Annotated in this window: 9 protein-coding genes; 7 read left to right on the forward strand and 2 right to left on the reverse strand. The window is 57.3% G+C overall.

What is annotated here, in order from left to right; all coding sequences use genetic code 11:
• Positions 1-9 precede the first annotated feature (9 nt).
• From I6I71_RS02640 to I6I71_RS02670, 7 genes are all read left to right on the forward strand, one after another.
• Entirely contained in the window at positions 10-1,476 is a 1,467-nt protein-coding gene (locus tag I6I71_RS02640; RefSeq protein ID WP_201822067.1) for a DUF3375 domain-containing protein, read from the forward strand.
• The gene (locus I6I71_RS02645) at positions 1,473-2,096 is read left to right on the forward strand and encodes a DUF4194 domain-containing protein (protein WP_201822068.1); all 624 of its coding nucleotides are present in this window, start codon (positions 1,473-1,475) and stop codon (positions 2,094-2,096) included. Before I6I71_RS02640 ends, I6I71_RS02645 begins: the two co-directional genes overlap by 4 nt.
• Positions 2,093-5,389 carry an ATP-binding protein gene (locus I6I71_RS02650; protein WP_201822070.1) on the forward strand — a complete coding sequence of 1,099 codons (3,297 nt, stop codon included), beginning with the start codon at positions 2,093-2,095 and terminating at the stop codon, positions 5,387-5,389. Before I6I71_RS02645 ends, I6I71_RS02650 begins: the two co-directional genes overlap by 4 nt.
• A gap of 18 nt (positions 5,390-5,407) precedes the next feature.
• Positions 5,408-6,571 (forward strand): DUF3322 domain-containing protein, encoded by a 1,164-nt coding sequence (locus I6I71_RS02655; protein WP_201822072.1) that lies wholly within the window; start codon positions 5,408-5,410, stop codon positions 6,569-6,571.
• Positions 6,572-7,042: 471 nt separating this feature from the next.
• Positions 7,043-7,180 (forward strand): hypothetical protein, encoded by a 138-nt coding sequence (locus tag I6I71_RS02660; RefSeq protein WP_157045353.1) that lies wholly within the window; start codon positions 7,043-7,045, stop codon positions 7,178-7,180.
• Between the two features lie 626 nt (positions 7,181-7,806).
• Positions 7,807-8,574: a HipA family kinase gene (locus I6I71_RS02665; RefSeq protein WP_201822074.1), complete on the forward strand. Its 768-nt coding sequence runs from the start codon at positions 7,807-7,809 to the stop codon at positions 8,572-8,574.
• A gap of 10 nt (positions 8,575-8,584) precedes the next feature.
• Positions 8,585-9,436: a hypothetical protein gene (locus I6I71_RS02670; RefSeq protein WP_052205727.1), complete on the forward strand. Its 852-nt coding sequence runs from the start codon at positions 8,585-8,587 to the stop codon at positions 9,434-9,436.
• Positions 9,437-9,444: 8 nt separating this feature from the next.
• Here the strand turns inward: I6I71_RS02670 and I6I71_RS02675 are convergent, their stop codons facing one another.
• Together I6I71_RS02675 and I6I71_RS02680 are read right to left on the reverse strand one after the other, a co-directional pair.
• Positions 9,445-9,795 (reverse strand): DUF2200 family protein, encoded by a 351-nt coding sequence (locus tag I6I71_RS02675; protein ID WP_201822077.1) that lies wholly within the window; start codon positions 9,793-9,795, stop codon positions 9,445-9,447.
• 701 nt (positions 9,796-10,496) lie between these two features.
• A complete protein-coding gene (locus tag I6I71_RS02680) occupies positions 10,497-12,254 on the reverse strand; it encodes an ATP-binding protein (protein ID WP_236587369.1) in 1,758 nt (585 codons plus the stop codon).
• Positions 12,255-12,539: the final 285 nt, after the last annotated feature.

Raw genomic sequence — 12,539 nt, forward strand, 5'->3', positions numbered from 1 at the left:
GATCAGCGTATGGCTCTTCAGGCACGGGCGCTGACGTTTAAGCGCCATAAGGAACAGTCGGCGGCAGTGCGACTCTTGCACGCCGACAACGCGCCCGTAGTCCTCGCCATGATCGCGGAGTACTTCCCGCGCGGCGCCGAGCCAAGACCCGCCGGGGAAGTGTACGAGCTGATGGCGGCCGACTTTGCGCTGCTGCGCGACACGTTTGATCTGCCGAAGAGTCCGCAGTCATATTGCAACGACTGGGTAAAAGCGGGCTGGCTCGTTCGAAAATCTGGCACTCAGGTCACGGGTGAGACGCTGGAGCCGAGCGAGGACGGCCTGGTTGCGCTGCAGATGATGGATCGGGTTGGGGGTCCGTATTCGGCGGTGACGGCGAGTAGGGTGGCGTCGATAAGCAATGCCCTCCAAGACCTGGCAAGGGACACAGACCCGGACATTTCAACGCGCCTGAAGCACCTGCGGAGGCAGCGTGATCGGGTGGACGAAATGATTGCAGATGTGGAGCGCGGCGTGTTTGAGCTGCCTTCGGATGCGAGTGTGCAGGAGCGGGTGGGCGATATTTTGGGCATGGCCTCTGCAATCCCGAGTGATTTTGCGCGTGTGCGGCATCAGTTGGAGGTGCTGAATCTGGATTTGCGCCGGCAGTTGCTGGACCCGGAGGGCAGTCGCGGTGATGTGCTAGCGGAGATTTTCGCGGGCGTCGATGTTATTTCGGAGTCGGATGCGGGGCGCAGTTTCAACGGGTTTTATCGGCTGGTTGTGGATTCGGAGCATGGCGCGTGGGTGGAGTCATGGATTGGGGAGATTCTTCAGCGGGTTGGTCCGGAGGTGATGGATTCCAAGACGCGTTCGCAGTTTAGGAATCTGTTCCGCAATCTTGAAGACGCTGGTTATGAGGTCAACCGCATGATGACCCGCCTTGCGCGCAATTTGCGTAATTATGTTTCCAGTGAACAGTTTGCTGAAGATCGTCGGATGATTGAGCTGTTGCGCGATACGCGCAGGCTTGCGTCGGAGGCGGCGGAGGCTGAGGAGTTGTCGCCAACCAAGCGGATGGAAACGCCGTTGCAGCGTATTGGTATGGCGGTCAGTTCTGTTGCACAGATGAAGCTGGCGGATCCGGGGGCGGAGGTAATCACGTCGGATGTGGAGCGTTTTGAGGCCAGTGAGGGGGATGCGGAGGCGCTGCTTGAGCTGGTGCGTGAGTCTGAGATTGATCTTGAGGAGCTGTCTGCCGCTGTTGCTGATGCGGTTGCTGAGCTAGGCAAACCTTCTATTGCGGATGTATTGGAGCACCATCCGGCGACGCAGGGTTTGGCCTCGGTTGTGGGTTTGGTTTATTTGGCCATGCGGTTCGGGGTGCAGCTTGATGGCAGGGAATCGGTTCGTTTTGAGGAGGACGATGGGGCAGTTCGCTTAGCGACGTTGCCTCTGTTCACCTTCGACACCACATCAGTGGAGGAAATGCGATGACGGAAGCACTGTGGAGTGGAGATACGGGGACGTTATCGTATGAGTCCCGGCGCGCGTTGGTGGATTTGTTGAAGGGGCCGTTGATTAGCGCAGACCGTAAAAAAGACACGTGGAACGCCATTTTGAGCGACAAGGAGGCGTTGCGCGGCTGGCTGCATGACGTGTTTTTGGAGCTGGTGATTGATGAGGAAGCCGGAATTGCGTTTACCCGTCACGTTCGCCCGGATAACGATGACGTGCACGTGCCACCGGTGTTGCGTACGGATTCCTTGACGCACCTGCAGACGGCGATTTTGCTGCAGCTTCGCCACGAATTGGGCATGAGTACGCCGGGGGAGCGCGTAGTGGTTGGTGAAGACGAGCTTTACACGGCAATTGGGTACATCCGGGCGGTGGATAACCGTGATGAGGCTGGTTTTAAGCGTCGTTTTGATGCGGCGATCAACGCCATCAAGAACAAGTACAGCCTGCTCACGGAGACGGAGACGGAAGGACGCTATGTAGTCTCGCCAGTACTGCGCCACATTTTCGATGCGGATACTGTCTACGCGCTGCGCGAGGAGTACCTACGGCTAGCTGGAGCCAACGCTGGCAATGACCTCGAGGGAGAAGAGCAGTGACCGAACAATTCAAGTTGGCACGAGTTCAGCTTGTGAACTGGGGAACGTTCCACGGCTACTTTGACATTCCGGTGGGGCAAAAGGGTTTTTTGATCACGGGTGCGTCGGGCTCGGGTAAGTCCACGCTGATTGATGCGTTTTCGACCATCCTGGTTCCTCAGTCCAAGATCCGTTACAACGCGGCGGCGCAGCAGGACAGCACGCGCGATAAAGGTCGTAGCAGAGTGTCCTACATTCGTGGCGCGTGGCGCAGGAGCGAGGACCCCACTACTGGTGAGATCCGCAGTCAGTACCTGCGCGAAGGTGCAACCGCGACGGTGGTTGCAATGACGTATCACAGCCCAAGCGAGACGTATACGTTGGTGGCAATTTTTCGTCTCAACGCAGGGCAAAACTCCGAGGCCCAGGTGCGGACGCTTTACGGCATCTTCCCGGACGAGGTGGACGTTGATGCGTTCATGCCGCACCTGGTGAACTCGCTGGATAAGCGCAAGCTTGAGCAGAAGTTCAAGACGCCGAGCAACGGCGTCACGTTTACAGATCAGTATTCGGTGTTTGCCAACCGTTTCCGTGCACGCCTGGGCATTGATAGTGAGGACGCCCAGATGCTGCTGCACCGTACGCAGTCGGCGAAGTCTTTGAGCAGTATGGATGAGCTGTTTCGTGATTACATGCTGGAGCAGCCCATCACGTTCGACCTGGCCAGGGAGGCGGTGGCTACGCATGGTGATCTGCGCTATGCCTACGAGCGTCTGGAAGATCTGAACCGCCAGATTGAGGCGTTGGCGCCATTGCCGGGGTTGCAGGCGTCGTTAGAAGAGGCGCAGGCTACGCGCGGGCATGCGGAGGCGCTGGCGGCAGCGTTGCCGTCTGTACGCAGGGCGATTGAGGCTGCCGAGCTTCGCGACGCCATCACGACCCACCAAGCCCAACGCGAAGCTGTCAAGGTGCAAGAAAGCTCACTTACCCAGCGCAAACAAGCACAACAGGAGGCGGTGCAGCGCGCATACGCCAAGTTGGAGGGGCGCACAGGCGACGCTGTGACGCCGCTTCGCCAGCGCATCCAACGGGAGGAGCAAGAGCTTGCTGCGCGTACGGCGAAGGCGAAAGAGCTGCAGCGGATCCTGGGCGTGGACGAGCTAACCACGGAAACCTTTGCGGAACTCAAAGCGCAAGCTCGCCGTGAGATTGAAGAGGCACCCGCAGAACGCGAGCTACTGGACGCAACGTGGTCCGACGCCCGCGCACAGAAACAGCAGTGCGAGCAGCAGGAGCGCGCAATCCAGCAGGAGCTTGAGGGCTTAAGTGCGCGTTCCAGCAACATCGACCAGGGATTCATTGATCTGCGCGCGCAGATGTGCGCGGACATCAACCTGACAACGCAGGAGCTGCCCTTTGTGGGTGAGCTGATTGACGTGTTGAAGCAGGAGGAGGAGTGGGAGCCGGTGATCCAGCGCCTGTTGTCCATCTTTGCCATCACGCTGCTGGTGCCGGAGGAGCATGAGCGCGCGGTGAACAGTTGGGTCAATAGCCGCCGGCTTGGCCGCAGGTTGGAGTACCGCACGGTGCCGGCGGGTGCGACGCCACCGAAAAGGCCGAAGAACTCAGCCAGCCTGTTTCACAAGGTCGCGGTGGTGGATAGCCCGATGCGGCCCTGGTTGGAACAGATGCTGGCCAGCACGTTTGATTACGCCTTGGTGCGCACCGTTGAGGAACTTGAGCAGCAGACGCAGCGCGCGGCAACTATCGACGGTTTGGAGCGCAACGTCCGCGACCGCACAAGGTCCACCCGCTATATCAAGGACGATCGCCGCCCGCTTGGGCAGCATCGTGATTACCGTTTGGGCTCCTCCAACAACAAGAAGGTGGAATTGCTGCGTGGGTCGTTGAAAGAAGCGCGCCAGGCAACAACTGCTGCCCACAACCGGGAGCGAGAGCTGCAACGAAAGCGCGTGAGCTTGCAGCATCGCCTGGATCAGGTGAAATTAATTGCTTCGACGGGGTGGGTCGAGGTGGATTACGTGGGCGTCGAGAAGCAACTGGCTCAACTGCAAGCTGAGCTGGAGCTTGTGACCTCCTCACCCGAGGTGCGCGAGCTGAGCCGTGCCTACGAGGACGCGTGTGACAGCCTGCAGGCCACCGAGGAGGAGCTGCGTGAGGTGCAGCGGCAGATCACCGTCGCGGAGACCAGCATTGCCGCAGATCAGGCGCGGCTGGCGGAGGTTGAGCGCGCCAGCGTTGCGGTGGACCAGGCGCTGTTTGATGAGCTGGAGGCCAAGCTGAAAAGCCGTAAGCGGCGGCTTACGCGCGAGAACATCGGTTCGCTTGCAGACGAGGTGCAGTCCGAACTCGACGCCACCATCAAACACAACGCGCAAGTGATCACCAGTGCAAACACAAAGATTGGCAACATTTTGACCAGCTACCTGGCCGGGTGGCCGTCTGAATCGGCGGAGCTGCGTGCCGAGCCGGAGTTTGCGGGTGAGGCGATCAACCGCCTGGAAGCGCTCCGTGCGGACCGCCTGCCGGAGTTCCGCGGCCGGTTCCTGGAGCTGCTCAACGGCCAATCCGTCATGCACCTCAGCCACATCTCCACGCAGCTCGCGCGGGCGAAGGGTGACATTGAAACCAACCTGGGCCCGATCAATGCTTCGCTGATGCGCTCGAAATACACCCCCGAGGGCGGCGGGAGGTATCTGCAGATTGAGGTCCGCGACAACCGCGGGCCTGAAGTTCGCGAATTCCAGCAAGACCTGCGCGAAGCCACCGCCGGCAGTTTGAGCGCAGCCGACGAAACCGAGGCGATCGCGCGCTACCATCGGCTGGCGAAAATCATGGACCGCCTCGCCTCCTCGGAGCGTGCCGATACCCGCTGGCGCAACCTCGTCCTGGACACCCGCCGCCACGTGAAGTTTGTGGGCAACGAAATTGATGCCGACGGTGAGGTGTACAACACCCACGTTGATTCCGCGTCGCTCTCCGGCGGGCAGGCGCAGAAACTTGTGTTCTTCTGCCTGGCTGCGGCGCTGCGCTACCGCCTCGCCGGGGTGGATGCGGACGTTCCCACATACGCCACCGTTGTGCTTGATGAGGCCTTCGATCGCGCCGACCCCACCTTTACCCGCACCGCTATGGACGTGTTCACCCGCTTCGGTTTCCACATGATTCTGGCGACTCCGATGAAGCTGATCAAGACACTATCGCCCTATGTGGACGGCACGATTGTGGTCAACTACGCCGAAACGCCACAGGCGCGCTCCACCTTCGAGTTCATTGACACCCACGGTGGTTAGCAGGTTGGTCAGTTTCTGATGCGTTTACCCGACCAGCTTCCGTTGCGCCTTGACATTGAACGCGCGCTTTTGGGTTCAGCGCTGCCCGAGTCGATCCCGTTGCACCCGCCAACCGCAAAGAAAGTGCTAGCGGAGCCCTTAGTGGCAACCGAGTTCGTTCGCGCCTGGCAGGCATATGAGCCCCAGGTGGAGGTGGAGTGGGTTACTCGCCGCTGGGCGCACCTAGGCCAGCAGCGGGTCCCGGCGCGTGTGCATATTGGCAGTTGGGAGCGGGTTGCGGAGCTCACCGGGCAGTCTTCAGCGTTGGCGTTGGCGCGCTCCCGGTTTGCTGAACTTGTGGGATTGTTCCCGTGTTCGCCGGGCTTCCCCGGCTTTCGTGCGACCGTTGCGCGCACTCACTCCACTTGGCTGTCGCTGGACAATTTGGACTTCACCCGCCTTACCAACACTCTGACCTGGATGTATACGCACCCCGCTTCCGGTCTGCGCCCGCGCGCCCTGCCCGTTGAAGGCGTTGACACCAAATGGGTCGAGAGCCACCAGAGCCTCCTGTTGCGTTTGCTCAAGCCGCTCGGTCTGGCCACTTTGGGCCTTTCGCTTACCGACGCCACCCTCCGCCTCCGCTTCCTCGACTCCTCTTTGGCCCCCACACCGAATCTTCTTGACATCGCAGTTCCGTTCAACGCCTTGCCGCTTCCTTTGGGCCTGACGGTTGTGATTGTGGAGAACAAAGAGACGTTCCTTGCGCTGCCGCAAGCGCCTGTTGGTTCTAACGCCGTGTTGGTGTTCGGCGCGGGCTACAGCGGAGCGCAATTAGCTTCCCTTGACTGGGTCCGCGGCGGCAAGGTGCTGTACTGGGGCGATGCGGATGCGGATGGCTACGCCATTCTGAACGCACTGCGCAGCCACATGGGTGCTGGCGTTGCTGGTGCTGCTGGTGCTGCTGGTGCTGGTTTCGGGCAGGTAGAGAGCGTTGCGATGGATAGCGCTACCGTTGCGAAGTTTCTGCACCTGTCAGTTGATGATCCCGGCGACGCCACCCGACACCTACCTTTCCTTACCGAGGAGGAAGAAAACGCGCGACGCCTCCTGATCACACGCGGCAACCGGAGGCTTGAGCAGGAGCGAGTGTCGCTGGACTGGGCGCTCGCGCAGGAAGCCTTCGCTGGGATCTGGGGTTGAGGTCGGCTGCCGTTTTGGGCTGTGTGGTGCTGGGGGCCGGGGTGCTGGAGGAGCTTTTTGGAATTGTGGCAGCATGTTGCCAAACCGGGGATAGTTGCATTGGCTGACAGGTGATTGTCAGGTTCGGGGACTAAGCGGGAGATCCTGGATCGGGCCGGGCTACTGGGAGCGGATCTGGGTGTGTGCCTCGGACGCATCCCTGGGTGCGCCACTAGCAGACAATGATTTTGGGCCGGCGTTTGTACAGGTCGATTGTCTCTACTCACCGCGATTTTTGCGTTGTGTGCTAGTGCGCCAGATGACAACTGGGAGCATGGGCAGGTTCAAGGTCGCGAGTGATGCTCACGAGAAGGCACAAACAACCAAATTTATGGCCGTAAGTTTGGCGGTTTGCCGGAAAGGGCGAAGATCTTTGGAATCTATTTCCCTGTTTTGCAGAGGGCGGCGTCCGAGCGTCATACGATGTCACTCATGAAAAAGAAGACTGACGCCAGCAGCGAAGCCGGAAGCGTCATCGGACTTCTTGTCATCGGCGCTATCCTCCTCGGACTGTATGGGTTCTTCAGCCCGTACAACCCCAACGGTGCGTTGGCGAACGCTGCACGGTAGTTGCTTGTAGCTGTTTAGAGTGCAGATGCGTGAGCTGCTTTAACACTTTTTAGCACTTTATTGCCACTTTGTGTTTACACTTTACAACCTTGCCTACCTGCATCTTTTCCACTTTTAAACTTGCCAAATAGGCAATTTTGCAAGTTTAAGTTGCACTTTGCGCGCTAACTTTTGCACTTTTCCTAGCTTTGCAGTTTCGGTTTTGCAGTTTGCGGTTAATGCTAGGCCCTGTCATCGGGTAGGCCTACGGGGCAACGGAGGTGCGGGTTAGCGCTTGATGCGGGTGGTACCTCAAAGCGATTGCGGCGAATATCTGCCAAACCGGGGATAGTTGCCGCAATAGGCCCGAAACTGTGAGCCCGCTGCCAGCCGTGGCAGCTATCCCCGGTTTGGCAACATGCTGCCGCAATCCAAAAAAGCTCTACCCGAGGTCCGAGGAATCAGAACCATGCTTTCCAGAGTGTGGTTGTGTCAAATAGGCATTCGCCCTGTGCGGTGAACTGCTGAGGTTTGCGGGAGGTGTGTCAGTGTCTTTCCACAATGGCCGATAACGGCCATACTTAGCGACTATCGTTTATGGAGAATGCACGACAAGTGAATGGCACCGGCTGTAAGGGGGAGTTTATTTGCAAAACGATACACCGAGACCAGCGATAGTTTCGGTTACAAAGACTGCGAATACCGGAACCCGTCCATTCCTTGCTCTTACAGATTCCGGAGACTACTACTGGTGCAAGCAACTGCATAACGATCATGGACCACAATCCACAATTAATGAGGTCGTTTGCTCAGTAATCGGAGATGCCCTAGGTGCGCCAGTCGCGCCTTGGGCACTCGTTGATGTTCCGCCCGAACTTGTAGGAACTTCCACCCCATCTGGACAAGCTGGCGTAACTAACACAGTTCAAAGTCTGCCGGTTTTTGGGTCGAAGCTATTTCACTTCGCGGACATTTGGGATGCTTCCGAAAAAATTCGTTTCACACGTCGAGACGGCAATGAGGAGAGGATTCCCCGACTGATTGCCTTGTGGATACTCTGCAACGCCAAAGACCTGCAGGTTATTCATGACACCTCAGATGACATGCGTATTTATTCCGTCGACCACGGGATGTGGTTCGGGTCCGACGAGTCTTTGTGGGTATTAGCCCCGTCATCAGAGCTCTATGGGCGAACCGAGATTGGCCACCCTCAACAAGCTATCCCCAAACATTTCTGGTGTGAAGCATTGGATGCGGTTGCCTCGTTGAGTCCGGATCTCAAAGTGGACGTTCTGTGTGCAATTCCTGAAGAATGGGAGGTCCCACACCATCAGGTAGAAATTTTGGTGCAATACTGCTTAGACCGCCGTGAGTACACCATCGAGCGGCTTCGGCAAGAGATGCTGCACGTTTGAAGGAGGTGCTATGAAATTCCGCTACTGGACGCTGACTCTCCAGCATGACCCGTCGTTATTAGACCGGCAGGGGATCGGCGTTGTTGCAGAGGGCGAAGACGGCGCCTCAGCGGCGCGAATCATTTCAACCGGCGACCTCCGCACCAACGGCATGTCAGACGCAGCCAAAACGGCAGCACGTACAGTTCTGGATACGCTTCGCGAAGAATTGACCCCCCTCGTTTCTGATCAGCCAATTCTCCAGTTCGGACCTAGCACGGAGATCCGCACTTTCCTGAACACCGCAAATCAGCGTTGGAATAACTTTGTGGAGGTTCAAAGTGATCGCACTTTGGCCGTCGATATGGAGCTCGGCGAAGTCGTTGACTACTTGTTCAGCATGTATATCCGCAGCACACCTGCGTCCCACAAGACTCCGCAGCAAAGACTCCAAGAAAAAGTGTGGCGCGCATACGAAGGCGTTCCACAGGTCGCTGCCTTGCTGCGTCGCCAACCGACCACAACGTTTGCTGGTGTGAACGTCCGAACGGATCTTGCTCTGATTGATGACAACGAGGTTAAAGAGCTGGTCCGAACCGTTCCGTTCAACATCGATCCTGACCCGAGGCGGCTCCAAGGCGTAGACGCCTGGACCATGCGAGTGTTCAACCTACGGAAGAACGGTGGCCAACTCGACTCCCGGGGCGAGTCCATCACGCTTCCGAACAACGTTCCCGTTTCAGTCATCTATGCACCGCCCAATACACGAGAACAATACGAAACCTTTGACCTGATCACTCAAAACTGGTCGGATTTTCAGATCGAATCCGTCTCTGCCCTTCATGCAAAAGAGCATGTGTTGGCGTTGGCTGAACGCATTTAGCACTTGATTTAGCACTTGATGTGGGTGGGGGTTTTGCCGCGGGCGATTTCGTCGATAAGCAAGTCCATCCTGCGGATCTTTTGCATCAACGCATCTTCCACCTCCTGGACCCGCACGCCACACACCGTGCCCGTGATCAGGTCCGTGTTGGGGTGGAGGGTGATCTGGCTGAGGAAGTCTCGTAGCGACAAGTCTTGCGCGGCCTCCAGCCCGTCCGAATCGAGGCCGGTGAACCACCCGAGGATGTCATCCAGCTCCTCGCGCGTGTGGCCTTTGCGCTCCACTTTGGCCAGATAGTTGGCGTAAATGTCGCCGAAGCGGTAGTTGAATACGCGCTCAAGTTTCGCCTGCTCGTCCATGGGTGGGCTCCTTTGTCGGGGTGGGTGGTGTCGCTGCTTTCGTGGTTGGTGCCATCTATACCGCAGAGCGATTGCGGCGAATATCTGCCAAACCGGGGATAGTTGCATTGGCTGACAGGTGATTGCCAGGTTTTAGGTTTGGCCGAGGGCTGGACGAGACACTGGTAGCGCATACGGCTGCGCCCGAGACACACCCCCGGCGCGTCACTAGCAGACAATGACTTTGACCCTACATTTCCCCAGGTCGGTTGTCTCTACTCATAGCAGTTTTTGCGTTGTGTGCTAGTGCCCGGACGAAGATTGGGCTTATGGTCAGGCTCGCTTGTGCGTTAGCGAACGCTGCGCGGTAGTTGCTTCTAGCTGTTTAGAGTGCGGATGTGTGAGTCTCTTTAACACTTTTTAACACTTTATTGTCACTTTGCTTTTACACTTTGTCGCCGTGTCTACCTGCAGCTTTTCCACTTTCCAACTTGCAAAATAGGCAATTTTGCAAGTTTAAGTTGCACTTTTGCCGACCACTTTTGCACTTTGCCCGGTTTTGCAGGTTTAGTTTTGCAGTTTGCAGTTTGCAGTTAATGCTGAGACCTGTCATCGGGAAGGCCTGCGGGGCAACGGACGTGCGGGTTGCGCTTGGTTCGGGTGGGGTGATGTGCGCCTGCTGCCGTCATGCATGCCTTCTAGGCCTGCCTGCTGGGCAGTAATTAGGCAGTAGCTGCCAAGTAGTAGCGAGTCTCGGGTTTGCCGCGGCCGCCGATCATGATGACGAAGTTGGCGTCGATTAGCAGGCGAAGCGCGTAGCGAACCTGACCTTCTGCAAGTTGCGTGTCCAGTTCGATTTCCCGTAACGACTTTCCTAAACCTGCTCCATCGCGGATGCTGGCATAAACCGGCAAAGCATTCTTGCTCAGCTGCCCAACTTCTTCCGACCGGTCTTCGCTGGCAGTGACTGGTTCTCGGCGCGGATGGCGCATGGTTTCGCCGCCCTCGGAAACAAGGCTGTAGATTCCCGCGTATTCTTCCACAACACCAAGGGCCTCCAGCTTTTCAAGCATCATGGTGCACTTTTTGTCGCTCATCGGCCGATAATCAGCGATGATTCGTGACCGTTCCGCAGGACCATAGGCACGTAGATTTACTAACAAATCTTCCTGATTCGGAGTGAGCGGCCCAACGGATTGCTGCAACGACTCAAGCCACGAATCCTCATCAGGAGAGAATCGCGAACCTCGGGGAAATACAACCTTGAATTCCACCCCAGTATCGATGAACTGTGGGCGTGGCAAACGAGCTTCGCGCAAAGCTGCGACGATTTCCTGGATGCCGCCGCCTTCGCCTTCGATGACGCGGGAGTCGTCGTCAAGCCGAAGGCTCCTAGCCATTTCATACAGACGCTTGTTTACAGCCGATTTGGCCAAGGCGGGCCCACCCAGCTGATCAACGGAAATGCCCCGCAGACCGCCGGGGTTGACCACGACCAATGCGCGGTCAGTTACACGGATTTCAATCTTTTTCCCGGTATCCAGGGAGGGTCCAAGATCGCGGTGTACCAGCGCATTCGCAATGACTTCACGTACGGCAGATGTTGGAAACTCGGGAGTGTCTACAAGATTTCCGGAGTCGTTGTAACGGCTTACCGTGTCGGTATTCCTGCGGACCCAAAGCATGGCGTCCTGCAACATAACGGGCACCGGCCCCTCAATCTCTTTGAGGTTTTTGTTGCGAATACCGCTACCATCCCTGGCCAGGCGAACCGCTGCGGTTGCACCAAGTGCCGGCTCCTGTGCTTGAGGCAAGTAGCCCATCGCGTACAGGCCACCGCGGCGAATATTGCCAGCAGCATCCGTCACCCCGGTCATTTGCAGCAAGCGCTCATCGTCTTCAATCTTCCCCAGCCGAGGGCTGGAATCACGGACTATCCGCACATAGGAGGCCAAGAGCTTCGCATCCAGCAGTGCCGTGTCAGTACCTGGTAGCGATTCAAAGTCATACTGCGGAGTCTTGCCTTCAGCAAGTGCTGCCAGTTGAAGCATCCGGAGGTCATTAGCGTTCATCGCGTAATCTCCGTCAGCCTGACGCAGGTAGGGCATCCCCTTGACCGTCGCTGGTTTCTCCTGCGGCATAAGTGGCAACACTTCCACGACAACCACATCGCGGTTTTGCACTTTAAGTGGCAAACAATTGATTTGCGGGGATGGGTCCACCGCAGTCCGGCTTATTTGCGTGACCGCTTTTATCATTTTGGCTGGATTGGCCACCCCGGTAACTTCGAAACCCCGCCGCTCATCCACCCCAAGAATGATGGTTCCTGGCTGCGGCATATTTGCAAAAGCGCAGATCGTCTTCGCCAGGTTTTCCGGCACTTCCTCTGCGGCACGCTTGCACTCGATCAAGGTTGTGTCGTCACCGAACGCCCTCAGTTGCGACAACACCTCAAGCAGCCGTTGCTCATTCCAATTCACATTGCCACTTTAACACTTATTGCCAATTTTATGACCTCCTGTTTTTCCTATTTAATTTGCACTTTTAGCAGTTTAGATTGTTCAAAGTAGCAATTAACACTTTTACTGCTTAGGGGTTTTCTGTTTTCGGCCCATACATAGCTTTTTTCAAATGCGGCGAATATCTGCCAAACCGGGGATAGTTGCCGCAATAGGCCTGAAACTGTGAGCCAGCTGCCAGCCGTGGCAGATATCCCCGGTTTGGCAACATGCTGCCGCAATTCAAAAAAGCACTACCCGTGGTCC

This window comes from Corynebacterium riegelii, from assembly GCF_016728505.1.
Classification (GTDB): Bacteria; Actinomycetota; Actinomycetes; order Mycobacteriales; family Mycobacteriaceae; genus Corynebacterium; species Corynebacterium riegelii.